21 protein-coding genes are annotated in these 25,096 nt (G+C 67.5%); 3 read left to right on the top strand and 18 right to left on the bottom strand.

All coding sequences use genetic code 11. From position 1 onward, the window contains the following. Positions 1-103: 103 nt before the first annotated feature. The 6 genes from CRP39_RS02125 to CRP39_RS02100 form a co-directional block, all read right to left on the bottom strand. Positions 104-1,468, bottom strand: a complete 1,365-nt coding sequence (locus tag CRP39_RS02125; RefSeq protein ID WP_097203925.1) for an MFS transporter — start codon at positions 1,466-1,468, stop codon at positions 104-106. An 858-nt stretch (positions 1,469-2,326) separates the two neighbouring features. Then, entirely contained in the window at positions 2,327-2,773 is a 447-nt protein-coding gene (locus CRP39_RS02120; RefSeq protein WP_216359576.1) for a Zn-ribbon domain-containing OB-fold protein, read from the bottom strand. 35 nt (positions 2,774-2,808) lie between these two features. After that, entirely contained in the window at positions 2,809-3,930 is a 1,122-nt protein-coding gene (locus tag CRP39_RS02115; RefSeq protein ID WP_216359575.1) for a thiolase family protein, read from the bottom strand. Positions 3,931-3,977: 47 nt separating this feature from the next. Next, on the bottom strand, positions 3,978-4,793 hold the full coding sequence (locus CRP39_RS02110) for a crotonase/enoyl-CoA hydratase family protein (RefSeq protein ID WP_097203919.1): 816 nt from the start codon (positions 4,791-4,793) through the stop codon (positions 3,978-3,980). 319 nt (positions 4,794-5,112) lie between these two features. Then, positions 5,113-5,982, bottom strand: a complete 870-nt coding sequence (locus CRP39_RS02105; protein ID WP_143426521.1) for an enoyl-CoA hydratase-related protein — start codon at positions 5,980-5,982, stop codon at positions 5,113-5,115. A gap of 179 nt (positions 5,983-6,161) precedes the next feature. After that, positions 6,162-6,962, bottom strand: a complete 801-nt coding sequence (locus tag CRP39_RS02100) for an enoyl-CoA hydratase/isomerase family protein (RefSeq protein WP_097203917.1) — start codon at positions 6,960-6,962, stop codon at positions 6,162-6,164. A 175-nt stretch (positions 6,963-7,137) separates the two neighbouring features. On the opposite strand from CRP39_RS02100, the gene CRP39_RS26290 reads away from it, so the two are divergent. Beyond that, positions 7,138-7,866 carry a TetR/AcrR family transcriptional regulator gene (locus tag CRP39_RS26290; RefSeq protein WP_172442254.1) on the top strand — a complete coding sequence of 243 codons (729 nt, stop codon included), beginning with the start codon at positions 7,138-7,140 and terminating at the stop codon, positions 7,864-7,866. A gap of 351 nt (positions 7,867-8,217) precedes the next feature. On the opposite strand, the gene CRP39_RS02085 is transcribed toward CRP39_RS26290, so the two are convergent. From CRP39_RS02085 to CRP39_RS02060, 6 genes are all read right to left on the bottom strand, one after another. After that, the gene (locus CRP39_RS02085; RefSeq protein ID WP_097203915.1) at positions 8,218-8,970 is read right to left on the bottom strand and encodes an SDR family NAD(P)-dependent oxidoreductase; all 753 of its coding nucleotides are present in this window, start codon (positions 8,968-8,970) and stop codon (positions 8,218-8,220) included. A gap of 683 nt (positions 8,971-9,653) precedes the next feature. Next, the gene (locus tag CRP39_RS02080; RefSeq protein ID WP_097205070.1) at positions 9,654-11,000 is read right to left on the bottom strand and encodes a bifunctional 3,4-dihydroxy-2-butanone-4-phosphate synthase/GTP cyclohydrolase II; all 1,347 of its coding nucleotides are present in this window, start codon (positions 10,998-11,000) and stop codon (positions 9,654-9,656) included. 257 nt (positions 11,001-11,257) lie between these two features. Continuing rightward, positions 11,258-11,782, bottom strand: coding sequence for a flavin reductase family protein (locus CRP39_RS02075; RefSeq protein ID WP_216359574.1), 525 nt, complete (start codon positions 11,780-11,782; stop codon positions 11,258-11,260). A 156-nt stretch (positions 11,783-11,938) separates the two neighbouring features. Beyond that, the gene (locus tag CRP39_RS02070) at positions 11,939-12,889 is read right to left on the bottom strand and encodes an isocitrate lyase/PEP mutase family protein (RefSeq protein ID WP_245853600.1); all 951 of its coding nucleotides are present in this window, start codon (positions 12,887-12,889) and stop codon (positions 11,939-11,941) included. A gap of 95 nt (positions 12,890-12,984) precedes the next feature. Continuing rightward, positions 12,985-13,506 carry a cupin domain-containing protein gene (locus CRP39_RS02065; protein ID WP_097203911.1) on the bottom strand — a complete coding sequence of 174 codons (522 nt, stop codon included), beginning with the start codon at positions 13,504-13,506 and terminating at the stop codon, positions 12,985-12,987. A 104-nt stretch (positions 13,507-13,610) separates the two neighbouring features. Beyond that, positions 13,611-14,819: an LLM class flavin-dependent oxidoreductase gene (locus tag CRP39_RS02060; RefSeq protein WP_172442253.1), complete on the bottom strand. Its 1,209-nt coding sequence runs from the start codon at positions 14,817-14,819 to the stop codon at positions 13,611-13,613. 642 nt (positions 14,820-15,461) lie between these two features. On the opposite strand from CRP39_RS02060, the gene CRP39_RS02055 reads away from it, so the two are divergent. Further along, positions 15,462-16,517: an AraC family transcriptional regulator gene (locus CRP39_RS02055; RefSeq protein WP_097203908.1), complete on the top strand. Its 1,056-nt coding sequence runs from the start codon at positions 15,462-15,464 to the stop codon at positions 16,515-16,517. A 381-nt stretch (positions 16,518-16,898) separates the two neighbouring features. Next, complete coding sequence (locus CRP39_RS02050; RefSeq protein WP_097203906.1) at positions 16,899-17,732, top strand: mycofactocin-coupled SDR family oxidoreductase; 834 nt, start codon at positions 16,899-16,901, stop codon at positions 17,730-17,732. Positions 17,733-18,692: 960 nt separating this feature from the next. Here the strand turns inward: CRP39_RS02050 and CRP39_RS02040 are convergent. The 6 genes from CRP39_RS02040 to CRP39_RS02020 form a co-directional block, all read right to left on the bottom strand. Next, positions 18,693-19,481, bottom strand: a complete 789-nt coding sequence (locus tag CRP39_RS02040; RefSeq protein WP_097203902.1) for an SDR family NAD(P)-dependent oxidoreductase — start codon at positions 19,479-19,481, stop codon at positions 18,693-18,695. A gap of 320 nt (positions 19,482-19,801) precedes the next feature. Continuing rightward, positions 19,802-20,587: an enoyl-CoA hydratase/isomerase family protein gene (locus CRP39_RS02035; RefSeq protein WP_172442252.1), complete on the bottom strand. Its 786-nt coding sequence runs from the start codon at positions 20,585-20,587 to the stop codon at positions 19,802-19,804. Between the two features lie 138 nt (positions 20,588-20,725). Beyond that, on the bottom strand, positions 20,726-22,327 hold the full coding sequence (locus CRP39_RS02030; protein WP_097205067.1) for a long-chain fatty acid--CoA ligase: 1,602 nt from the start codon (positions 22,325-22,327) through the stop codon (positions 20,726-20,728). Positions 22,328-22,359: 32 nt separating this feature from the next. Next, the gene (locus CRP39_RS02025) at positions 22,360-23,229 is read right to left on the bottom strand and encodes an enoyl-CoA hydratase-related protein (RefSeq protein WP_143426521.1); all 870 of its coding nucleotides are present in this window, start codon (positions 23,227-23,229) and stop codon (positions 22,360-22,362) included. Between the two features lie 725 nt (positions 23,230-23,954). After that, the gene (locus CRP39_RS26595; RefSeq protein ID WP_172442251.1) at positions 23,955-24,101 is read right to left on the bottom strand and encodes a hypothetical protein; all 147 of its coding nucleotides are present in this window, start codon (positions 24,099-24,101) and stop codon (positions 23,955-23,957) included. A 32-nt stretch (positions 24,102-24,133) separates the two neighbouring features. After that, a complete protein-coding gene (locus CRP39_RS02020; protein ID WP_143426519.1) occupies positions 24,134-25,009 on the bottom strand; it encodes a TIGR03619 family F420-dependent LLM class oxidoreductase in 876 nt (291 codons plus the stop codon). Positions 25,010-25,096: the final 87 nt, after the last annotated feature.

Genomic DNA, 25,096 nt, shown 5'->3' with positions numbered 1-25,096 from the left:
CCTTGGGTGCGGTCGCGGGCGAGCGCGATCCGGGGATCGACTCGAGACCGACGTTTCCGCGGTCGCTCTGATGTGGACGTCGTGGAATGCGGGCGAATCGCTCTCATGCCGATTCGAGCGGGCGGCTCGCGGTCTCCCGGACCCGCAGCGTCGTCAGCAGCACCACCACCGCCACCGCCATCAGGTAGAAGGCAGGCGCATGGGTGGTTCCCGTCTTCGCGACGAGGAATGTCGAGACGTATGCCGCCGTCCCACCGATCAGCCCGAAGACGTTGTAACTGATGCCGAATGCCGTGTACCTGATGGTCGTAGGAAAGCGCTCCAGTGCGGCGGTCACGTAGACCGCCTGTCCCGCCGAGACCGGCAGCGCCAGCAGCAGGAGTGCTGACACGGCCGCGAAGAAGTTGCCGGTGTTGAGAAGGAGGAAGCTCGGATAGGTGAACAGGATCAGGCCCAGTGCTGCGAAGACGAGAAGCGGCCGCCGACCATATTTGTCCGACAGGGCGCCCATCAGCGGTCCCAGGACGGCAATGGCTGCGCCACCAGCGCAGATCGCGAGGAGGCCGTCCCCCGAGTCGAAGCCGAGCTCGCTGGTCAGCAGCGTCGGCATGTAGATCATCATGATGTAGTAGCCGAGGAAGGCGCCGGCCCCCAGCAGTCCGGTCACCGCCATCCGGCGGTACATGGACGCCTTTCCGAGCACCTCAGGAAGCGGGCTCTGAAAGGTGGCCTCGGCTTGGCGCGCGAGTTCGAAGGCAGGGGACTCGTCGAGCTTCAGCCGGATGTAGAGCCCGACGAGCCCCAGCGGCAGCGCGAGCAGGAACGGGATGCGCCATCCCCAACTGTTCAGCGATTCGGTGGAGAGGACGTTGGCGAGCAGCGCAGCGGTGAGGAGACCTGCCAGCGTTGCGCACGTGATCGACACCCCGATCCAACTCACGAAGTAGCCCCGCCTGTGGTTCGGAGAGGACTCGGCGACGAAGATCGTCGCTCCCGGGAGCTCGCCTCCCGCCGAGAGACCCTGCAGAAGACGCAGAACCACGAGCAGCAGTGGAGCGAGAACGCCGATCGTCTGGTAGCCCGGGAGCAAGCCGATGGCGGCCGTGCTGAGCGACATGAGCAGGATGACCGCGACCAGGGTCGTCTTCCGCCCGATCTTGTCACCGAAGAGACCCCAGACGACACCACCGAGCGGCCGGGCCACGAACGCGAGGGCGAAGATGCCGAGCGTGCTCAGCAGTCCGGTCACACGGTCCGACGCCGAGAAGAAGACGCTCGCGAGAGCCGGGGTCAGGGCGGCATACACGGCGAAGTCGTAGTACTCGACGAAGGTGCCCGCGCAGCTCGCCACGACGGCGCGCCGGAGCATCGAAGGACTGACGTGGGCTCCGGCACCGTCTTCGCTCGGAGCCGCCAGAACTCCCGCTGGGGGCGCGCCCGGGTCGTTGCTCGTCTGCTCGGTCTTCATGTCCAACCTCCCACGGGCGGGTCTGAGCTGATCACGGCCTCACCGGCGCACGACGCATGCCGAGTGGATGCTGAGCATCACATTACTGACGATAATCGTCAAGATGCATCGGAGCGCACCGGCTGCGGCTCCTGGGGAGCCAGCACGACCCCGGTGCCGAGCCCGTCCGGACCACCCGGGGCTTCCCCCGGTGCCCTCGCCCGGCAGCAGGCAGCGCACGGACCGGCCGAGGAAGGCGCGCCGTGCCCAACCCGGGTCCTTTCGCCGGTGCTGGCGATCGAGCCCACGCGGACCGGGTCCTGCTGCACTGGACGACCCCGCGACACCGGCTCAGGGCGCCTGGCAGCGCCGTCGTGGGCCGGCAACGGCTGCCGCAACCCTGCCCGTGGACCGCCCGGACCACCGGGAGCGGGCCGGCGGCGCCCAGATGGGCGCGAGCACACCCAGTCGGTCGACCCGGCACCCGTCGTGGAGCAGGCCTGCCAGCACCTGGGCGTCGGCACCTCCGACCACTCCCCCAGTCTCGGGCTGCGGATCGCGATGGCCCCAGACGTCCACGTCGCTACGACAGGACTCCCCTGCGCACGAGGGCTGCCCGTCGCCTCTGACGCCAGCCGTCAAGAAGGCTACGAAGATGTGGCGCGCCACCCCTGCGCGAGCAAGGCCAACGGATTCCCGCCGGCGTCGCACAGGCGAGCGTGGGTGCAGCATTCATGCACCGGTGGTGCCGCTGACGATCGGTGCGTGGCGATGCCCGGAGCCCAGCCAGCAGCGTCGTACCGGTGACGTGATCTCAGCGGGCGCGGCGCACACCTGACGGTGCCCGCAGGACCGTCGCCATGCCGGAATCGATGATGACTACGACGCGACTGACACCGTGTTCGAGGCGGCCGCGGACAGGGGCTCATCGGGCGCGAAGACCGGGACGTACTCGTCGGTCTCTGCCGGTCCGGACTTGGTGAACACCGCTCGGACTCGAAGCCCCTCCACGATGTTGTCCCGATCGACGTCGATGAGCTGAGTCCACCACCACGGTCCCTCATCCAGTTCGACCACGCCGATCGTGAGCTCGAGTGGGGTGTCCGAATCCGCGGCCCGCTGAGGGACGAAGGCCCACGACACGACCCTGCCACGACCCGATGCCTCCACCCAGTCCAGATCGGTGTTGCCCACGCTGTCCTGCACTGCTGAGGGGGGCACGATCTCGCCGGATCGCGCGGACCTGCGTAGCAGGAACACCCCACGCGCGGTTCCGGCGAAGAACGCCGCCGTGGCGGTGTCACGGGCGACAGGTTGCACGTTCACGGGTGTGGATCTCCCTGCGACCGGTTCCCTCATGGTCAGGAACCCAAGATCAAGGTCGAGTGGTGGTCCAGGATCCCCCCGTTGCCCGAGACGAGGACGAGCTCGTGTCGGTCCTGCTGCCGGGCACCGGCCTGGCCGCGCGCCTGGAGGACGGCCTCGGACAGGGGGGTCATGCCCCACATGTAGTAGGAGGACAGTTGTCCCCCACCGGTGTTCATCTTCAGCTTGCCGGCCGGGCCGATGTTCCCCGGCGTCGACACGAACTCGCCTCCGGCGCCCTTGGCGCAGAATCCGTAGTCCTCGAGTGTGACGAGAGCGGTATAGGTGTAGCAGTCGTAGATCTCGACGAGATCGATGTCGTCGACCGTGACCCCCGCCATCGACATGGCCGCCGGGCCCGATCGTGCCGCACCGGTCACCAAACCGAAGTTGTCGTCGCGGCGCGATCTCGCACCCGGATGACTCTGCGCCCACCCGAGAACGTCGACCGCAGGTTGCTGCAGATCGCGCGCACGTTCGGCGGTGCTCACGACCACGGCGACGCCACCGTTCGACACCAGGCAGCAGTCGAACAGATGGAACGGATCGCTGATGATGCGCGACTGCTGGTGGTCGGCGATGGTGATGGGGGTCCGCATCTGCGCCAGGGGATTGAGTGCAGCCCAGTCGCGCTGGGCGACGGCGATTGCGCCGAGCTGCTCGGAGGTCGTCCCGTACCTGAGCATGTGGCGCCGGGCGGCCAGCGAGTACAGCACGTTCGGGGTGACGACGCCCGTCGATCGCTGGAGCCCCGTCCATCCGGAGTGCGCCCGGTGGCCGGCCCCGTACGCATCACCCGCCCCGGCTCCCTCCTTGAGCGGAGCGTCCCCGAAGACGCACACGACGACTTCCGCCATCCCGGCTTCCACGGCCATCGACGCGAACTGCACCATCGCTCCGGCTGTCGACCCGAACGCCTGCATCTGGGTGAGGAGCTTCAGATCGCGCAGCTCGAGGTCGACCTGCAATTCGAGTCCGACATCGTTGGCCACGCCCGCCGAGATGAGCAACCCGTCGACGTCCGACAGGAGCAGTCCGGCGTCGGCCACGGCGAGTCGAGTGGCCTCGGCGGCGAACTGACTGCTGGTCTTGCCGTACACCTTCCCCAGCTCGGTCATCCCGAGACCGACGATGACCGGCGATCGCGCACTACGACGTCTCCGCCTCATCGACCTGTCCAATTCGGTGTCCGCTTCTCGGCGAAGGCCCGAACACCTTCCTGGTAGTCCTGCGAGCGCCGCACGTGTCCCGCCTCGGCCCAGTTGAGAGCCCAGTCGGCGTGATCACGCTCGACGGCACCGTCGGTGATCCCGCCGGCGATGCGCTTGGTGGCCTGCACCGCCAGCGGCGCGTTCGCGGCGATGACCTCGGCCAGTTCGAGTGCCGCCGAGAGGACCTGACACTGCGGAACGACGCGACTCACCAACCCCAGGGCGAGGGCCCGGGAGGCCGAGATGGCTGCACCGGTGAACACCATCTCCAAGGCGACTTTCCGCGGGATCTGCTGCGCCAGTCGGAACGCACCACCGCCGGCCGCCACCAGACCGCGCCGCACCTCGGGCAGACCGAACTCGGCCGTGTCCGCTGCGACGACCAGGTCACTGGCCAGCGCCAGTTCCGTGCCGCCACCGAGCGCGAACCCGTTGACCGCGGCGATGGTGGGCTTGCTGACCGGGTGGTTGACGTACCCGGCAAAACCCCAGTGCGCGCGGGGGCCCTCGGGGTTGACGTCTTCCCCATTGGCCAGCGCCTTCAGATCCGCTCCGGCGCAGAACGCCCTGTCGCCGGCACCGGTCAAGACGATCACCCGCACGGTTGGATCGGTCTCGGCGGTCTCGAGTGCCTCGCCGATGGCCTCGGCGACGACCCGGTTGACGCAGTTGCGGGCTCGTGGCCGGTTGATGGTGATCAGCAGGACATTGCCGCGCTGCTGGGTCAGCACTGCCTGGGTGTGCAAGTCGGTGCCCTCTCCGGTTGTCATGGTTGCCTCACTGCTGTCGGACTCAGGACGGACGTTCGGAGACGGTCGGGCGCTTCCTCATGGGAGGCCTCGTTCTGCGTCGCGCAGGCAGCACCGGTTTCCGGTTCTCGCTGGCGCGGGTCCGGAGATCGACTGGGTTCAAGTCACTCAGAAGAGAGGGCAGCTGCTCATCGCGACCCAGTTGCTGCGCTCGATCTCTCCCCACGACGGGAGTACTCGCCATCGACAGCGATGACCTCGACGGCGGTGTCCAAGCGCGGGAGGTCGTTCAGGTCGACGTCCATCATGAGTCCGGGTGTGGACGTGGCCTGGAGCGGGTTCACTGCGGGACCGCCGCCGACGCGCGCCGGCGGGCCCGGGCCTCCCGCGCCTCGGCGAGCAGGCGCTGGTGGTCCTCCGACACCGCCGACAGCCGCTCGGCCTGGAACCCGAGATCCAACGTCAGGCTGGAGAGCATGTGCAAGATGGCGTTCAGCGCCTTCTTCGTGCCCTGCACCGCCACCTGCGGGGACGCCGCCATCCGCTCGGCCAGCGCCAACGCCCGCGGCAGCACCTCACCGGCCGGACACGCCTCGGTGACCAGACCCCACTCCGCGGCCACGCTGCCCACCACCGGATCCCCGGTGAGCAGATGCCGCTTGGCCCGCGCCATCCCCACCAGGATCGGCCACATCATCGCTCCGCCGTCGCCGGCCACCAGGCCGATCACGACATGCGGATCGGACAACCGGGCGTCCTCGGCCACGATGCTGAAATCACTCATCAACGCCATCGTGAAGCCATAACCGGCCGCGGCACCGTTGACCGCGGCGATCACCGGCTGCGGCACGTTCAGCAGATCATCGACGATCTTCTTGGCCTCGAAGAACGTGGTCTCCCGGGTCACCGGCGTCTCCCCGGCGATCCACTCCAGATCACCCCCGGCACAGAACGCCCGCCCCGCACCGGTCAGCACCACCGCCCGCACCCGACGATCCATCCCGATGTCGGCGAACACCGTCGACAACTCACGATGGAACTCCGCGTCGATCGCATTCAGCTTGTCCGCCCGCAGAAACGTCACCGTCAGCACACCACTGCCGGACAGCTCGAACCCCATCGTCTGATACCGCTCATACATCGCCAGCAGCTCCTTCGAGGTCATCGCGACCGCCACCACAAGACCAGCCACCACGTCGGGCCCCGACACGACGGCACACCCGCGCCGCAGCACCCGCCCCCGGCGACCGCCCCCCGCGGGGAATGCCTCAGCTCACCGGGGCCCGGCCCGCCACAACGTGACGCCCACCATACTGACACACATCGTCCAGATTAGGAACCCGGCGAGAACCCGGGCTCGACGGTCGGACCGAACAGCCACCCCGGGACCTACTCGAAACGCCAACGACCCGTGAACGACGGCGCCGTCCTGGCCTTGAACGCCTCCAGACCGATCCGGATGTCCTCACTGGCGAAGTTCACCGCCTGCGCCACCGCCTCCGCCTCGAGGCTGCTGGCGAAGTCGGTGGTGGCCGCCCGGTGCAGGAGCGACTTCGTCAAGGACAGGGCGGTCGGCGGACCGGCTGCCAGACGCTCGGCGAGCGACTCGACAACGGAATCGAGGTCCTCCGGCTCCACCACCCGGGTGGCCAGTCCCAGCTGTTCCACCTCCGCCGCGCTCAGGACATCGCCGGTCATCGTCAGCAGCTTTGCCTTCTGCATCCCGATCAGGCGAGGGAGGAGCCACGACCCGCCGACATCGAGGGACAGCCCCCGCCGGGGGAAGACCTGCGCGAAGGTGGCATTGCTCGAGCAGATGACGAAGTCACAGCACAACGCGAGGTTCCAACCACCGCCGATCGCCGGGCCCGGCACCTTGGCGATCGTCGGCTTCGGGAAGTCGTGGAGGGTCACCGCCGCCTCCGAGATGATCCGCATACGGTCCAACGGATGGGCGGGACCGTCGGCCCCCAGCTGACCCCCGGAGGAGAACACGCCGTTGGCACCCGTGAGGACCACCGCACGCACGCTGGTGTCGTACGCCGCGTCGCCGAGTGCCGAAGCAAGGCGACGCCACTGAGTGGCATCCAGGGCGTTCTTCACCGCCGGCCTGTTCATGGTCAGGGTGAGGACTCCGTCGACCTGCCGGACCTCGAGAGGGCTGGGCTCGGGATCGTTCGGGTTCGCCATGGGACTTCCTCTCGCCAGGTGGATTCCGCGTGGGTCACTCAGGTCGGCTGAGCGTGCCAGCATGAGCGCGATTTTGGACGATGTCCATCAGAAATCTACCCCACGCACCTGGGGCTGCGCACACAACCGGGCAGACGGCCTCGGTCCCACTGCGAGTCGCGTTATGGTAAGCGCCATGACCTCATCGCCGCGGGCGGTCGGACGACCACGGGAGCCTGACCTCGACGAGCGAGTTCTGGACGCCGCCAGGCAGGTGTACGGCGATCGTGGATGGAGCGGCTTCACGGTTGACGAGGTCGCACGACGAGCGGGTGTCGGCAAGGGCTCGCTCTACCTGCGCTGGCCCAACAAGGCAGCACTGCTGGTCGACGCCGTTCGCTCAGCCGCACCATCCGTGGGGAACATCAACCTCGGCAACCTCGAGCTCGACCTCCGGGAGTTCGCCAGACAGTGGATGGCGTTCGTACAGAGCGTCGAAGGTTCGATGATCAGTCGGCTGGTGATGGACCGGCGATCCAACGAGGAGTTGGCTGCGGTCATCGGCGAGCTCGACTATCCGGACTACATCCGCTCCACGCGAGCCCTCGTCCGGCGAGCGGTCGAGCGAGGGGAGATCGACCCCGGGATCACACCGACCCTCATCGCCGATCTCGTCGCAGGCGCCATCACCACCCACGTCCGGAGCACCCCTCCGGGACTGGCCGAGAAGGCCTACACCGAGAGCTACCTGAAGCAACTCGTGGACACGGTGCTACGCGGCGTGGGGTATCGGGATGTCGACTCCTCCGGCGTGCACGTGGGTCAAGCGACTGCTCGTTCGACTGGACGGCGTGGTCCGGCGAGTCGGTCGCGGAGCATCACCAGTGTTGATGCCGAAGCTGATGCTGGAGACGAGAAGGCATAGGCACACGGGCCACGAGCAAGGAGGGGTGGTCTTCGCCTTCTGCGCCGGCATTGCTGGGCCGCCGCACAGGAACGGTCCAGCCAACGGTCGTTACTCCTCGCCACCGAGCCCGGCGAAGAGGATGCTCGCCGTACACGGCGACGTGGACAACCGCAGCCATTCCGCGACGTAGCCCGACCCTGACTGGGCCACGGACGTCATCTACGTGTCGACCGGATCCGGCTGCCGTCTACGTCGCACTCTCCTGCGGCCTGCACCCCTCGGCGGAGACTCGGTTTCCGACCGTGACCCTGGCATCGAGGACGTCCACTCTTCCGCTGGCTTCAGCGACGAAGTGTGTCGGGCCGGATGTCAGTCGACCATGCTCAGGCCGCCGCTGACGCTGAGGACTTGACCGGTGATGTAGCTGGCCTCTTCAGAGGCCAGGAAGGTGACGGCATAGGCGATGTCTGCGGGTTGGCCGACTCGTTTGAGCGGGACGGCCGCCAGCAAGAGAGACTTGATCCGCTCGGAGGTCTCGCCCCACAGCGGCGTGTCGGTGATCCCAGGAGAGACGCAGTTCGCGGTGACACCGTGCTTGGCCCACTCTCGGGCCAGTGACTTGGTGAGGGCGATGACTGCACCCTTTGTGGCGGCATAGACCGCCTGCCCCCCACTACCGACCCGCCCGGCATCACTGGCGATGTTGATGATCCGCCCGGCGCGACGTTCGATCATGGTGGCGCCGACGTCGCGGCACACGAACATCGTCGACATGAGGTTGACGTCCACGAGGCGCCGGATCTGCTCGTCACTCAGTGAGACGAACGGGTCGTCGCCCGCCCAGCCCACGTTGTTCACCACGATGTCGATAGGACCGACGGCAGCTGTGACGGTGCGCGTCAGGGACGCCACCGCCTCTGGTGAGGTGACGTCGCAGGTGAATGCTCGGGCGCGAAGACCCTGCGCCGACAGATCCCGCGCCACGCCATCTGCTCGGTCGGGCTGCAGGTCACAGACGGCCACGTGAGCTCCCGCGTGTGCCAGTTGAGCGGCGATTGCGGCTCCGATGCCCTGGCCGGACCCGGTCACCAGGGCAACTCTCCCCTCGAGGGACAACTGCATGTTCCAACCTCCGTGCTCGTGGGATGAGGCCCTACGGGGCAGGTCCGGCCCTGAGTTGACTGGAGCCGCCTAGATCTGGACGGTAATTGTCACTATTGCGCCCGTCATCTGTTTCCGCAAGAGCGGGGGCGGAACCGGGAACTTCCCGGCACGGCGCTCGGTGCTCCACAGCAGCGTGGCGGTCGGGAGACGGTAGTGCCCGTGCGCCGAGCAGTGCGTTGTCGACAGCTTCTCGTGCCCAGGCCACTGAGAGTTCCCCAGAGCCTGACCAGGCCCGGGAGCAGGCACTCCCGGCGTGGATGTGCTCACGGCTGCAGACCCGTGACGTCGCGGTTCACCGGGGTCCGCACCTTCCGTCCGGCGGTCGGCCGGCACCCCGCTGCCCCAAACCACCGTCTTCGACGAGCGTCTACCCGTCAGGTACGACCACGTGTGCCGCGGGCGAGACGTCGGCGTCCCTCGACCGCCGCTGGCGGCCAGGTAGGCCGCGAGCCCGGTCCGCCTGGTGCTGTGACACACCGTCGAAGGGGCTGCGGTCGCCGCCACTGATCCATCGGATCGCATGGTCGCGCCCACGCCTCTCCTGCCTCCGCTGAACGTCGGTGCTCGTGCCTCGGGGACCGGGTCGTTCGCTGCAGTCGTCGAGGACTACACGCCCGTACGAGTTCGATTGGTCCGCACGTCTATCTTGACCCCGCCAGGACAGTTCGACCGTGCTGGCCGACTCGGCGCACTGGATCGACGAGTTCGATCGGCGGTTCACCCGAGGAACGCGAAGGGGCCAGGTGTCCTGAGGGGTCTTCGTCGAGGCCGCTCAGGTCGTGGCCCATACGATCGCGTTTGGTGCGCAGATAGACGTAGTTCTCGGCGTTGACGCGCAACGGCATCGGTACCCGTTCCGTGACGCGCAGTCCGTACTTGTCGAGCCCGGTGCGTTTGGCGGGGTTGTTCGTCAGCAGTCGGATCGTGGAGATCCCCAGGTCGACCAGGATCTGCGCCCCGATTCCGTAGTCGCGTGCGTCCGCGGGCAAGCCGAGGTGCAGATTGGCGTCGACGGTGTCGGACCCTGCGTCCTGCAACTGGTATGCCTGCAGCTTGTTCAGGAGGCCGATGCCGCGACCCTCGTGACCGCGCATGTACAGGAGAACTCCCCGGCCTTCCTGCGCGATCATCTCGAGGGCGGCGTCGAGTTGGGGCCCGCAGTCGCAGCGGAGCGATCCGAACACGTCACCGGTGAGGCATTCGGAGTGCACGCGGACGAGGACGTCGCTGCCGTTGCCATCCGGTCCGGCGATGTCTCCGTACACGAGGGCGACATGCTCGCCCTCGTCATACAGGCTCCGGTAACCGACTGCTCGGAACGTGCCGTGGGCGGTCGGAATCCGCGCATCGGCAACAGGCACGACGTGCTTCTCGTGCGTGCGGCGCCACGTGATGAGATCGGCGATCGCGATCATGGCCAGGCCGTGGACGTCAGCGAAGACCCGGAGCTCATCGGTCCGGGCCATCGCGCTCACGTCCTCCTGGCTGACGATCTCGCAGATGACGCCCGCCGGACGGAGGCCTGCCATCCGGGCGAGATCGACGGCAGCTTCCGTGTGACCCGCCCGGCGCAGTACGCCTCCCTCCCTCGCGCGCAGGGGTACCACGTGGCCGGGCCGAGTGAAGTCGTCGACAGCGGAGTCGGGATCGGCGAGCAGTCGCATCGTCACGGCTCGGTCAGATGCGGAGATCCCTGTTCCGATGCCTTCACGAGCATCGACGGTCACCGTGTACGCGGTACCGCGCGCGTCCTCGTTGGAGGCGACCATCGGAGGCAGACCGAGGCGGTCACAGTCGTCGCCAGCCAGCGGCACGCACAGATAGCCGGACGTGTAGCGAACCACGAATGCCACGAGTTCGGGGGTCGCCTTCTCGGCGGCGAAGATCAGATCGCCCTCGTTCTCGCGATCCTCGTCGTCGACCACCACCACGGCCTTGCCGGCAGCGATGTCGGCGACCGCCCGCTCGATACTGTCGAACCTCGTCACGTCCCACACTCCCTGTTGTCGTTACGCGCCCTGACGAAGATGCGGCGGCAGCGCGACCCAGGACCGCCGCCGAGGCAGTCAGGACCTGCAGCACCGACTCGCGCAGCGAAGACTCATCGCGCGGAAAGCCGCGGCCCAGGTAGCACCGGCCAGCACGGACGGTGCAGATCGCGTTGCGGTCGACCCCGCGCCCGTTGACGTCCCGGCGCCAGGTCCTGCACGCCCACAGAGCGCGCCTTCACATCCGACTCGGTCGACTACTCGACATCGATCGACTGAGCGTCGACGAGTTCGCGGAACTTCGCACCGTGCCAGATGAGCGGCTCGTTCTCGCCGACGCCGAGCTTCTTGACCTCGAGCAGGACCATCCAGTGGTCGCCGGCCTCAGAGACCTCGTAGATCGAGCAGTCGAGCCACAGTGCTGCGTCATCGATGAAGACGGCGCCTTGGCCACCGACCTCGATCGCGACCTGCTCGAAACGTGCAGCGCGGTTCTTGCTCGCGAGTTTGCGGGTCAGATCGCTCTGTCCCCTGGCCAGTATCGACACGCCGAGCGAGTCGGCATCCTTGATGAGTTCCCATGTCTCGGAGGTCTTCTGCACCGCGACCGCGCTGAGACACGGATCGAGCGACACGCCCACCATGAACGACGACGCGACGAGCGCGTGCTTTCCGCCGTCGATGTCCACCGCGAGCACCGCGACACCTGACGGGAACTGTGCGAACGCGTGGCGCACGACCATCGGGTCGTCCCCGAGACCGGTCACCTTGATCTGCGTCACGGATGCTCATCCTCTCGCGGGGGCGAACGGACGGACCCCGCCGTCCGGACCGTCGCTTGCGCCTCTCGCCCACGCACCGGAAGAACCTCGTCGGCCGATTCGGAGCACTGCTCACGCGTCCCGGTCCTCGCGGCACGCGCCACAGGGCGCAGGGCATCAGGCATTCGGTGTGTTCACGTAGTCGCGTCGCGACTCAGCAGGGAGGTACTTCTCCTCCGTCTCGCGCACGTAATCTGCCGACGGCCGCCCGAGCTGAGAACCCCAACCCAAGTCGTAGGCCGTGCCCTTCGCCTCGTTCATGTGCTGGATGTACGCCCCCAACGGAGTGCCGTCCCCCGCTTCCTTGATGTCCAGGAGCAAGCGCCAGACCTCATGGACGCCGGGTAGCACGAACGGCACTGCGTCGATGGCCTGACCCGCCGCGGTCAGCTCGGCGAGCGACCGGTTCCCGATGAGGTTGTACGCCATCACGTAGCTCGGCCCAGGCGTCTCTTTCAGCGCGAGATCGGCCTGCTCCCAGGTGTGGAACCCCTCGAAGAAGATCGCATCGACTCCCGTCTCGGCGCGGTAGAGCTGCGCGCGGCGGATCGCCTCGTCGACACTTCCCCCGGCAGCACCGAAACCGTCGGTCCGCGCGACGATCACGAAGTCAGCGTCCTCGCGATCACGAGCTTCGACGGCTGCATTGAGTCGCCCGATCGCCTCCGCGTCGGACACGAGCTCGATGCCCGTCGTCCCACCTGACTTCTTGGGCTCCCGCTGGTCCTCGATGTGGATTCCGGCGACGCCGGCATCGATGAACTCGGCGACTGTTCGCTGGACGTTGATCGGGGCGCCGAAACCCGTGTCGGCGTCGCAGTAGACGGGGATGTCGACGCTTCGCGCCACGCGCTTCGCGTGCGCCACCACCTCGGTCAAGGTCAGCCAGCCCGTGTCTGAGGCCCCTTCGGCCCACCACGCCGACATCCCACCCGAGAGCTCGAACGCCTCGAACCCCGCATGCTGGGCCATCTGGGCGTGGAGCGGCAACGAGCCGAACGGCATGACCACCGTCTCGGGCCGCTGGAAGATGTCGCGCAGCGCCGCACCGGGAGAGCTCACGCTCATGATGGACACCCCTTCGTCGTGCCGTGATCGGCGAACTCGTGCATGGGTCTTCCTCTGTCTCGTTGTGCCGAATGCGAGAAGTCCAGTCGTGGCGCCTAGGCGCCGGACTGTGCGTGGTTGAAGCCGATCGTCACGACGATGTAGACGCAGTCCTCGTCGTAGGGGTTCTTCCAGGCATGGGGAACGCCGGCCATGACGAGCAGGTCGCCCGGTCGCAGGGTCCGCTTCTTCCCGCCGGGGAGTTCGAGATCCACCTTGCCCGAGATGACCACCTCGTAGTCGATGGTGTCGCTCGCGTGCATCGCGGGATCGCCGTCATGCCCGGTGCTGGTCATGCTCTCGAACTGATCGACATCGCCGGTGTTCCCTGCCGAGCGGGCCGGGAAGCTGTTCACCCCGAATGTCGAACCGTTCGGGCCCGCCAGTTCCACCCGCGCGGGCGGTCGACCGAAGTTCTCCTTGCTGTGCCCACCCTCGACGGCCCAGTAGAACGCTCCGTCGGCTACGCCCGGCATGTCGATGATGGCGGGACCGTCGACCTCCAGGAAGTCGCTCTCACCTGAGTCGTTGGTCGCCGCGACCACCAGGCGGAATTCCTTGGGGTCCGGAAAAGACATCTGCCTCGTCTCCCTCGTCGAGAACCTGTGTGGCTTGAATCCCTGCGGCCGAGCACTGTGTGGGCTCCGGCCGGACACAGCCGCCGACCGCACGGCGTCCGGTGTCAGGCGCGGAGTCCGGCGCTGCGCATCAACGGGAAGATCTGCTCGTGCAGGCGGTCCAGGCCCTCGTCGTAGTCGACCAGCCCCGTGCAGACCCCCTGGATCCCCGAGTCGGACAGCTTCTGCAGCCCCTCGACGATCATCTCCGGTGTGCCCACCAGGGGAACGAGTGCAGCCCGCACAAGGGCCTTGACGAAGGGGTCGTCCTTGTAGCTGTCCGAGCTGTTCTTGCTCCACTCGGTCCAGTTGAAGCTGCGCGTGTCTCCGCTGGTGAGGATCTCCTTGTAGAGGACGGCGCTCTCCCAGTCCGCGTTCTCCTCGACGTACTTCACGTAGTCGAGGGCCTCCTTCTCGGTGTCCTTGCAGATGATGTGGACACCGGCCCAGAGGGCGAGATCCTCCCTGCCTGCCTCATCTGCGTTCGCTCGCAACTTGGGAGTGGTCGTCGCGCTGTTGGCCACGTCGGGGATGGCAGCGAAGAGGATGTTGGCGTGCTCGAACGCGAACTTCTGGCCCGCCGGGCTGGAGCCGGCACTCATCACCACGGGTGAGGGCGACTGGACGGGCTGGGGATACGCCTGCGCGCCCTCCAGGTTGTAGAAGTCGCCGTGGAAGTCGAACTCGTACTCGTCGCCCTGGTGCGTCCAGAGCTTCTCGACGATCGTCATCCACTCTTCGGCGACCCTGTAGCGCGCGTCGTGCTCGGGGAGGTCGAGCCCGAACATCCGGTACTCCGGCTCGTAGTAGCCGGCGACGGCGTTCAGGCCCATGCGCCCACCGCTGATGTGGTCGACCGTCGACGCCATCTTGGCCGCCATGAGCGGGTGCACGAACGGGACGTGGCACGTGGCGAAGATCTGGATGTTCTCCGTCGCTGCCGCCAGACCCGCCGCCCAGGTGAACGTCTCGTGCTGGCCGCCCCACGGCCGGTCGGGACCCGCGAGCGACCGCCAACGGGCGATCGGGATGAACCCCTCCACGCCATACCTGTCCGCCTTCTGCGCGAGGTTCCGGATCTCGGCCCAGTTGCCGAGCTTGATCGTGTTCTCGGCGAAGTTGAGGCCTCCCTGCCCGGTGGTCACGTTCGCGCCGAAGATGGCGAACTTGACCTTGTTCGGGCCGCCCACGATGGGGAGCTGGGCACGCTCGACGGTGTGATCCGCGACGAACTCACGGGGCGGGTCGTTCTTGGTCGCTTCCAGGGAGGTCATCAGATTGTCTCCAGGTCCTCGAGGTGGGGGGTGCCGCATGGCAGCTGGGTCAGGTCCGATCGCGCGGCTGTCCACTGGGGGCCGCGAGGGTGGCTGGTCGAGCCTGTCCCCCGCATCGGGCCTCGCCGCCTTCATGGCGAGGCGATCCGCCTACCGGTTGCGGCCGATCGCGGTGGCGATGTCGACGCGATCTCGTGCGTCGGGACACCTCACCGGATCTGCTGCGGCTCCACTGCGTCAGTGTTCTGGGTCACAGTCGCCCCGTCAGATTAGTGACGATTCCCGTCAGATAGATACGTGATCCGACGCCAACTGGGCGACAAAGTGCGACAGGGCGTCATCAGTGCTGCGCGTGGCGTAGGATGCCAAGCTGTTGGCGGGACTTCACAAGTCCGCAGCAACCGTGACTCGCCACGACCGAGGTAGCGGGGCACGTCACCTCAACAGGAGGAGAGGGATGCGTCCCGGCCTTGCGTTTCCCGGCGGTCGGCTGCACATGTCCCGCTGAGGCGCGAGGGCCGCGTCGAACTCACCAACACCCCACGGCCGGCCAACTCCTTCCCGAGGGCAGCCGACGCAACCTCGAGGGGTCGTTGAGCACTGCGGACCATCGCCGGACGTCGGCCGTGAGAGGACGCAGCAGTGAAGCTGAACTCGTACCAGAACCTGCGCGTGGCGAACTTCAGCGTTCACACGCTGTGCCGGCTGCTCGCGGAGGCGGGCCTCGACTGGCGGACCGCGCTCGCGAATGCGGACCTCGACCCCGACGCAGTGGATCGTCCGGGAGGCGCCATCCCGGCAGAGAAGGAACTGGCCTTCCAGCTCCAGTTCGCCGCTCTCACACGTGAGCGGCCCGATCTCTGGGTGAGAGCCGCGCGCGCCTACACCACGAGCACCATCGCTGTGCGCGGCATGGCGCTCGCGACTGCGCCGACCATTGCGGCGTGGGTCGAGGCTGCCAGCGCAGCTGACTACGCCCCTGGGCTCCTCGAGATCACGCCACTGCAGACAGCGGATGGCACGCTCACAGGGATCCAGTACACGTACCCCGACGCCCCGGAGGAGTTGATCCCGTTCAGCGTCTACCGGGAGCTCTTCGTCACGTCCCGATCCTTCGCGTGGCTGTACGGCGGCACCTTCCCCTTCACCCGTGTCGACTTCCCGCTCCCAGACGTCTCCCCCGAGGTCTCGGCCTACGTCTCATGCCCCATCAACTGCGGCTCCGAGACGCTGCAGCTGTGGTGGGACCCCGCGACATCGACGCACGAACTGCCCTTCGGCAATGCCTTCCAGCACGCGGCCTGGGTGAAGGCGGACACCGAGATCCTCGACTCCTTCAGAGCGACCGGCGACTGGCCGGACACCGTCGCGAGAGCGGTCCGGGCAGCGCCCGAGCACAACCGCAAGCTGGCAAATGTCGCTGCGACACTGCGGATCTCCCCCCGCACCCTGCAACGCAAACTCGGGCTCACAGGTCACGACTTCGGCCAGTTGCGGGACCAGGTCCTGTGTGACCTCGCCTCCGGTCTGCTGTCGAACACGGACCACTCGGTCTCGCGGATCTCCCGCATGCTCGGCTACCAGGACTCAGCGAGCTTCACGGTCGCCTTCAAGCGATGGAGGGGCATGCCTCCGGGGGCGTATCGACAGGCCGCTCGCTACCGAGCCACCAGCAGCTCCGAGGCCCGGGTGTACTGACCCGAGACGTCCGTCGAGACGCTGTCCCAGCGAGCGCACGACGTCCGACGCAGCCTCGATCCGGCGCGTAGCCATTCACCGAACGTGCCGCCCTCGCGGACCTTGTCGATCTGGACGATCTATGTCAGTATCAACAGCGGGATCCTCGGGCGATAGGGCGTGACCCGCCCGTGCCCGACCTACCCATGACGAGGCGCGACCTGGACCAGCCCTGGGGTCCGGCGCCTCGTTGCGCGAACCGGGTCCGCGACGAGTGACCGGCCCCGCAGGTGAGATCGCCGCCCTGGCCCGCTCGGGTCCATGGCGACGACCGTGTACTGGGAGCGGCGGCCTGTTCGCCCTCCCGGTCAGGTCGGACGACGAGTTGAGTGGAGGAACGACATGGCTGGACGGGTCGAGGGGAAGGTCGCATTCATCACGGGGGCAGCTCGCGGTCAGGGCCGAAGTCACGCGATCCGTCTGGCCGAGGAAGGTGCCGACATCATCGCCGTCGACCTGTGCGCCTCGGTCGAATCCGCACCCTACGCGGGCGCGACTGCGGCCGATCTGGCCGAGACCGTCCGGGAGGTCGAGAAGCTGGATCGTCGTGTCTTCGCGACCACGGCTGATGTGCGGGACCCCGACGCGCTGACTGCCGCGCTGAGTGAGGGGGTTGCTCAGTTCGGCCGGCTCGACATCGTCGTCGCGAATGCGGGGATAACGTCGTTCGGCCCCTGCGAACAGCTGTCCGAGCAGAGTTGGCAAGACATGATCGACATCAACCTCACGGGTGTCTGGCGCACGTTGAAGTGCGCAATCCCCCACGTGCGGGAAGGGGGCAGAGGCGGCTCGATCATCATCACCAGCTCTGGGGCCGGCTTGAAGGCTTACCCCGGCCTGGCGCACTACGTCTCGTCCAAGCACGGAGTAGTGGGCCTGATGAGGGCCTGTGCCTTGGAGCTGGCCTCCGAAGGCATCAGGGTCAACAGCATCCACCCGACCAACGTCGACACCCCGATGCTGCAGCACGAAGCGATGTACCGCCTCTTCCAGCCGGATGTCGAGCACCCGACACGCGAACGATTCGCGGACATCGCGAAGGGGATGAACGCGTTGCCCATTCCCTGGGTGGATTCCATCGACATCAGCAACGCCGTTCTCTTCTTGGCCTCCGACGAAGGGCGCTACATCACCGGCGTCACCCTGCCTGTAGACGCCGGATTGGGCATCAAGTAGCAGGCACGGGCGACGATCCGCGCTGTCACCGGGCCACGTCGGTGGCCCGGTCGTGATGGAGAACGGTCGGCTTCGGACGTTCCACGGATCGAGCCGAGGGCAGGGCGCGAGGTGGACGTCTGGGCGCCGGCGCGTTCGGAACGCGGCGGCCGGCCAGGCACGAGGAGGGCTCGCGGTACTGCCGTTCGCGGGCGGGGATGGTGATCGCTGGGCACGGCCCCCAGAACGGCGTGTCCCAGTTTCCTCCCGGGTGGGAGGCACAGGGCTCACCGACGCTGGGGCTTGGGTCCTCCGCGAGCTCACGTGCATCGTTGTCGGTACGACGCTGCACGTGATCCATCAACGTGCCAGGGACGCCCTTCGGGACGTCCATCGCGTGGCCGACGGCGATGTCCGCGACCACGAGACTGCCGGCACTGCCCTTGCCGTGGTCCAGGCCGCAGTCCGTCGGTCGATCCGAGTCCGCTTGCGCCGAGCGCAGCGGATCCGTTCGGAGCAGGCCAGCAGCTGGAAGATGGCCGCCGCGGGGCGCCTTCGGTGGCGGGGCCACGACCAGCGGCTACATCGGCATGGGCGGACCTCGCAGGTGAAGTAGGGCGTCGCCGGTGCAGGACCGCGACATCTCCTGCGGCGCAGGTGGCGCCGGCGGAGCAGCCGCAGTTGCGCCGACCTCTGCCAGCGGCTCCACCGCCTCGATCCCTCGGGGTTGGTGGCGCGAGGTCATCGTCTCGGTCAGCGATCTCCGGTGACGGCGGCGGGCGTTTCGGGGATCTCCGAATCCCGGGCACTGTCAGATGCCGACGCCGGCGCGTGCCACCACGGCGATCACGTCCGCGGCAAGGCGGTGAGAGCAGCTCGGCACGATCCTGGTCCCCTGTCTGTGCGGCCGCGGCCGCACAGACAGGGAACAGCCAAACCGGGGCAGCCGCTGTCGGGGCATCATGTGCGCCGGGTCTGGCGTCACACTGAGGTCCAACCGCCGTCGATGACGAGCGTCTGCCCCGTCATGTACGACGACGCGTTGCTGGCGAGGAACACCAGGGCGCCGTTGAGTTCGTCTTCACGTCCTCCCCGCCGCATCGGCATGCGGCGGAACCGGCGCTCGCCGGCGCTGCTGGTGAACAGTTCCTCCGTGAGCTCGCTCCGGAAGTAGCCGGGTGCCAGCGCATTGACCCGGACGCCGCGATCAGCCCACTGAGCGGCGAGTTCGCGCGTCAGACTGATGACCGCACCCTTGCTGGCGCAGTAGCCGGCCTCGGGGATCGACCAACTGGCCACCAGTCCGTTGATGGAAGCGATGTTGATGATCGTTCCCTGGCCTTGTTCCAGCATGCGGCGACCAGCGAGATGGCACAGGCGGTAGAGCGCGACCAGGTTCACGTCCACCACCCTGCTGAAGGTCGCGGCGTCCTCGTCCTCGGCCGGCTGGATCGAGGTGATGCCGGCGTTGTTGACCACGATGTCGATGGCGCCGCGCCATTCCACAGCGCGGTCGACGACGTCCTGGACCTGGTCGTCCTTCGTCACGTCGGCCGACACCGCCAGGATGCGTCCGGGATGTTCGTCGGCCAGCGCCTTGAGCGGGTCACTGCGCCGCGCCACGGCCACGACGTAGGCCCCACGTCGGGCCAGCGCCGTGGCGAACTGTCGACCGAGACCAGAGCTCGCCCCGGTGACGATCGCGACCTTGTCAGAGATGTCGAAGAGGGGGTCGATGCTGGTCGGGGTAGATGCTGCGGAGTCGTTCATGCGGACATGCCTCCTGGCTGTCTCCGGTCTGCTGGAGCTCCCCTGCCGTCAGAGGAGGCTTCGATCGCCCCGTGCTGGACACGGGCGTGAGTGCCGCTCGCGACCCCGCTGGCCGTGCCGGGCCGGGTCGTGTGGCAGCTCCGGAGGAACTCCTCCGCGGACCGCCCGACGAGAGCGGCCCGGCGCACGGCAGCTGCACCGTGCGCCGGGCCGCCTCGTGGCACCGAGGCCTCCTCGACGTCCACGAGCCGATCGGACCCAGGTCCCGCAGGTCCCTCGGGGCTCGCGGCAGGTGGGACGTAGGTGGCCGGCGCCGGCTGTCAGGCCCGCTTGCCGAGGGCGCCGAACGCCTCGTAGGCCAGTCCGAGTCCCAGGAGTTCGAGCACCTGCTTCTTGAGGGGCTGGACCATCAGGGCACGGGTGAAACGAAGCGTCGTGTCTGACTTCTCGGCGATCTTCTCCGCGATCTCGCGAGCGCGCTCGAGCACCTGGTCCTGAGGGAGAACCTCCTTGACGAGGCCCCAGCGAAGAGCCTCCTCGGCGGAGATGACCTCGCCGGTGAGCATGTAGGCGCGCGCACGGTTGATCCCGAGCAGCATGGTCGTCCAGATGTGAGAACCGTCGCCCGGTGCCATGTCCTCGAACTGGAAGTGCCCCGAGTCCTCGAACGACGCAGTGTCCGAGGCGATGATGATGTCGGAGAACAGCGGGATCTCGCAGTGGCGCCGAGCAGGACCCTGCACTGCCGCCACCACCGGGACCTGGATGTCCAGCAGGGCGTTGACCAACTCGCGGTGATCCGTCCAGGCGTCCTGTTCCCAGACCGAGTACTCCTGGGCGAATTCAGGGATCACGGTCATGATCTGCCCACTGTCGGCCGTCGGCTGCGGACCGATGAACTCGTCGCCGGTCCCCGTGATCAGGACGACTCGGTTCTCGCGATCCAGGGCGATGTCACGGAAGGCGCGAGTCAATTCACGATGCTGCGGCACGAAGAGCTGGAGAGAGTCACCATCGGAATGGAGCCGCATCTCGAGGATGCCGTTCTTGTCGCGATTGAACACGAAGTGCTCGTACTTCTCGCGGTAGTCGTCCAGGACTGTCACTCGAACCATCTCCTTTGAGGTCAACGGAGCAGACGTCTGCTACGGATCCATCTCACGGCACCCTGGAAGTAGGTGTCGTAGTTCTTCGGTACTCCTTCTCGTCGATCTCCACGTGGACCGCGGTTGCTCACCGCCGCCCTAGGCGCGGATCTCGAGACTCTCTCTCAGAGCCTTCTTGTCGAATTTCCCGGTGCTGGTCCGCGGTATGTGCTCGAGCCGACGGAAGTCGTCCGGGATCCACCACTTCGCCACGCGTCCCGTCAGGTGGTCGCGTAGCTCGTCGGTGTCGACTGCTCGGTCGGTCACGACGAAGGCCGCAGGGCGCTCACCCCAACGGGCATCCGGACGCCCCACCACGGCCGCCTCGTGCACCGAGGGGTGGGCCATCAGTGCCGACTCCAGGTCCACGGAACTGATCCACTCGCCCCCGGACTTGATCGCGTCCTTCAGCCGATCGGTGATCCGCATCCACCCGTTCGCATCGATCGTCCCGACGTCCCCGGTCCGCAGCCAGCCGTCGCGGAAGCTGTTCTCGCTGACAGGGAGGTCGAGATAGGAGCCGGCGACCATGGGTCCGCGGATCTCCAGCTCACCCACGGTGACACCGTCTCTGGGCAGCTCGGTGCCGTCGGCGGTGACGACACGCATCTCGTAGAGGGGCGAGACCCGCCCAGCTGACGTGCGCAGCTGCCACCCGCCATCGGTGTCGGCCATGGCCGACGGCGTCACCATGGTGGCTCCCGGGAAGACCTCGGTCATGCCCCACCCCTGGACGAAGCCGACTCCGAGGTCACCGTAGGCGCGCATGAGTGCCTCCGGGACTGCGGTCCCTCCAGCGACCACGGTCTTCAGGCTGGACAGGTCGACCGGGGTGCCGGCCGAGGCCCTCACCTGGAGGAGCCGCAGCAGGTCCATCCACACCGTGGGAACGCCTCCGGCCCAGGTCACCCGGTGCTCGGAGATCAGCTCTGCCACCGCGTCAGGCTGGAGGTTGGGTCCGGGCAGGACCATGTCGGCACCGGTGAGCCCGCAGAGGAAGGGCAGCCCCCACCCGAGGGCATGGAAGAGCGGAACCAGCCCCAGGACGACGTCCTCCTCGCCGATCCGGAAGACGTCGCGACCTGCCATGGCCAGTGAGTGCAGGACGATCGACCGATGGGAGTACAGCACCCCCTTCGGGTCCCCCGTCGTGCCAGACGTGTAGCAGAGTGCCGCCGCAGCACGCTCGTCGACGTCGACCGGCGCGAGCGGCTGGGGGGCCTGCGCGATGAGGTCCTCGAAGCCGATCTCGCCATGAGCGAGGTCGCTGCCGGCGGCCTCGATGACCACGACGTGCTGGAGGTGCGGCAGTCGATGCCGTAGACCATCGATCTGGGCTCGGAACGAGGACTCCACGATCAGCACGCTGTCCCGCGCGTGGTTGACCGTGTACACCAGTTGGTCCTCGTGCAGCCGCGGGTTCGCCGTGTGCAGCACCGCGCCCATGCCCGTGACGGCGTAGTAGGTCTCGAGGTGCTCCTGGGTGTTCCACGCCAGACTGCCGACCCGGTCCCCCGGCTTCACGCCCAGCTGTGCCAGCCCCGCAGCGAGGCGCTCCGAACGGTCCAGGACCTCGGCGAACGTGGCCGAACGCGACGGCCCATCGGGGCGGCTCGCCGACCTCGAGATCACCCGCGACCGGTGGTGGACGGCACGCATCCTCCGCAGGATCAGCGCGACGTTCAGGTCGACGTCCATCATGAGTCCGGGTGTGGACGTGGCCTGGAGCGGGTTCACTGCGGGACCGCCGCCGACGCGCGCCGGCGGGCCCGGGCCTCCCGCGCCTCGGCGAGCAGGCGCTGGTGGTCCTCCGACACCGCCGACAGCCGCTCGGCCTGGAACCCGAGATCCAACGTCAGGCTGGAGAGCATGTGCAAGATGGCGTTCAGCGCCTTCTTCGTGCCCTGCACCGCCACCTGCGGGGACGCCGCCATCCGCTCGGCCAGCGCCAACGCCCGCGGCAGCACCTCACCGGCCGGACACGCCTCGGTGACCAGACCCCACTCCGCGGCCACGCTGCCCACCACCGGATCCCCGGTGAGCAGATGCCGCTTGGCCCGCGCCATCCCCACCAGGATCGGCCACATCATCGCTCCGCCGTCGCCGGCCACCAGGCCGATCACGACATGCGGATCGGACAACCGGGCGTCCTCGGCCACGATGCTGAAATCACTCATCAACGCCATCGTGAAGCCATAACCGGCCGCGGCACCGTTGACCGCGGCGATCACCGGCTGCGGCACGTTCAGCAGATCATCGACGATCTTCTTGGCCTCGAAGAACGTGGTCTCCCGGGTCACCGGCGTCTCCCCGGCGATCCACTCCAGATCACCCCCGGCACAGAACGCCCGCCCCGCACCGGTCAGCACCACCGCCCGCACCCGACGATCCATCCCGATGTCGGCGAACACCGTCGACAACTCACGATGGAACTCCGCGTCGATCGCATTCAGCTTGTCCGCCCGCAGAAACGTCACCGTCAGCACACCACTGCCGGACAGCTCGAACCCCATCGTCTGATACCGCTCATACATCGCCAGCAGCTCCTTCGAGGTCATCGCGACCGCCACCACAAGACCAGCCACCACGTCGGGCCCCGACACGACGGCACACCCGCGCCGCAGCACCCGCCCCCGGCGACCGCCCCCCGCGGGGAATGCCTCAGCTCACCGGGGCCCGGCCCGCCACAACGTGACGCCCACCATACTGACACACATCGTCCAGATTAGGAACCCGGCGAGAACCCGCGCTGCACGACCTGGGCGAAAGCCACCCCAGGACCTGTGGGTGGCCGCTCGGCGCCGGGAAGACTCGTCGAGAACGACGAGACCATGACCGCCGGGACCTCACGGGTCAACGTCACGGCGGTGTCCCTGGCCGAGGTCACGTCCGACCGCACCGAGATGGTCGTGCTCCGCGACGGGCTCGGGCTACCGCAAGCTCGATGTCGAGGCGGCGTCGACCGGCTGTCCGGCCACGGTGGTTCGCGACGCCGGAGGTGCACCGGGCTCCCTTCTCGGAGAACACACAGCGCCGTCCATCGTGGTGGCGACTCGGCAGCCGAGGGCCTCGTTCATGGGGGGTTTGCCGGCCGAGTCCCCACCGCCACCGCCCGATGGGCCCGCGCCAGTCCGGGAGCAAGGCGTCCGGGTCCTCGGCAACGGCGATTGCGCCGGGTCGACGCCGGGTCGTCCAGACTCTTCGCACGACGAGGGCGAGGGTCGTGAAGCCAGACGCCCCCGCCCAGCTCCGCTCGGGCCACCGCCACGAACCTGCGGTGCGGCGTCGCCTCCCGCCGACTGGCCCACCACATCCACCGCCGAAGCCGCTACGCCGCCGTCATCAACGCCCCGGGGCGTAGGCAGGCACCGTCGATTCCGACGATGACGTTGTCGAGGACGCCGAAGATCAAGATCGCCAGGCTGTTCTCCACACGGCCCGTCGCCGCCGTGGCGCCGGTGCCTCCGACGACCACAGTGCGAGGCAGCCCGCCGTTGAGCGCCCGCGTCAGCGCGACATCTGATCGGCGATGTGTTCCGTCATGCGCATCCCCTCGTCGACCGACGAGAACTTGGGCGCGAATACGATCTCCTTCACGCCCATTTCCTCCAGTTCGGCGATCGCAGCGGGATTTCCGAGTGCATGTGGGACATCCTCGGCGGTGCACATCATCGTGTTCCACAAGTCGTCCACGTCCCGGCCGGCCGCCGCCATCATCGACTTGAGCAGCTCCATGTCCTGCCGATACGCCTCAGGTGACTTGTAGGTGCCGTGCAGGCCATCGCCGTCCAGTTCGATCAGCCGTTTGAAGGCGGGCACCCCTTCCCCGCCCACAATCAACATGGGGTGGGGCTTCTGCACCGGCAACGGCTTCAGAAGTGCGCCGCCGTGGCTGTAGAACTCGCCCGCGAAAGGTCCGGTATCACCTGACCAGAGCTGTTTCATGATGCGGATGTACTCGTTGGTCCGCCGCCCCCGATTCTTGAAGGGCACGTTGAGGAGGTCGTACTCCGCCTCCATCCATCCCAGGCCGATGCCATAGACGAAACGCCCATTGGACATCACGTCGAGCGTTGCCACGGTCTGCGCCTGGGTCACCGGCGGACGGGCCGGGACGATGGCAACCGTGGTACCCAGTTTCACGTGCTTCGTGCACGTGGCGATAGCGGCCAGCCACGTGAACGGATCCACCCAGTTGGAGTTCTCCGGGAATCCGGAAGGGTAAGGATATTGCGACCGGTCGAACAGCGTCGGCACGGCCACATGATCCGCCATCCAGACGCCGTGATAACCCAGCGCTTCCATGTGCTGGGCCAGCGCGACATAGTCATCCGCGGTGGGGCTGTCACCCAGCGCCGCCCAGCAGTTCATCGAGTACTTCATGTCCTGCCCTTCCGGCCTCTCATCAGCTTTGTCGGCGTCCGTCGGGACAGTCGAGTACACAAGCGACACGAGCTCCGCAGAAAAGGG

Source organism: Geodermatophilus sabuli (genome assembly GCF_900215145.1).
In the GTDB taxonomy this organism is placed as follows: domain Bacteria; phylum Actinomycetota; class Actinomycetes; order Mycobacteriales; family Geodermatophilaceae; genus Geodermatophilus; species Geodermatophilus sabuli.
Note: the sequence above shows the minus strand (reverse complement) of the source record. Positions and strands in the feature narration are given on the sequence as shown.

Excerpts from the sequence above, each read along its gene's own strand:
- CRP39_RS02125 (WP_097203925.1), bottom strand. The coding sequence starts at position 1,468 with ATGAAGACCGAGCAGACGAGCAACGACCCGGGCGCGCCCCCAGCGGGA.
- CRP39_RS02115 (WP_216359575.1), bottom strand. The coding sequence starts at position 3,930 with ATGACCGAGCTGGGGAAGGTGTACGGCAAGACCAGCAGTCAGTTCGCC.
- CRP39_RS02110 (WP_097203919.1), bottom strand. The coding sequence starts at position 4,793 with ATGACAACCGGAGAGGGCACCGACTTGCACACCCAGGCAGTGCTGACC.
- CRP39_RS02100 (WP_097203917.1), bottom strand. The coding sequence starts at position 6,962 with ATGGCGAACCCGAACGATCCCGAGCCCAGCCCTCTCGAGGTCCGGCAG.
- CRP39_RS26290 (WP_172442254.1), top strand. The coding sequence starts at position 7,138 with ATGACCTCATCGCCGCGGGCGGTCGGACGACCACGGGAGCCTGACCTC.
- CRP39_RS02085 (WP_097203915.1), bottom strand. The coding sequence starts at position 8,970 with ATGCAGTTGTCCCTCGAGGGGAGAGTTGCCCTGGTGACCGGGTCCGGC.
- CRP39_RS02070 (WP_245853600.1), bottom strand. The coding sequence starts at position 12,889 with ATGAGCGTGAGCTCTCCCGGTGCGGCGCTGCGCGACATCTTCCAGCGG.
- CRP39_RS02065 (WP_097203911.1), bottom strand. The coding sequence starts at position 13,506 with ATGTCTTTTCCGGACCCCAAGGAATTCCGCCTGGTGGTCGCGGCGACC.
- CRP39_RS02060 (WP_172442253.1), bottom strand. The coding sequence starts at position 14,819 with ATGACCTCCCTGGAAGCGACCAAGAACGACCCGCCCCGTGAGTTCGTC.
- CRP39_RS02050 (WP_097203906.1), top strand. The coding sequence starts at position 16,899 with ATGGCTGGACGGGTCGAGGGGAAGGTCGCATTCATCACGGGGGCAGCT.
- CRP39_RS02040 (WP_097203902.1), bottom strand. The coding sequence starts at position 19,481 with ATGAACGACTCCGCAGCATCTACCCCGACCAGCATCGACCCCCTCTTC.
- CRP39_RS02030 (WP_097205067.1), bottom strand. The coding sequence starts at position 22,327 with ATGATGGACGTCGACCTGAACGTCGCGCTGATCCTGCGGAGGATGCGT.
- CRP39_RS02020 (WP_143426519.1), bottom strand. The coding sequence starts at position 25,009 with ATGAAGTACTCGATGAACTGCTGGGCGGCGCTGGGTGACAGCCCCACC.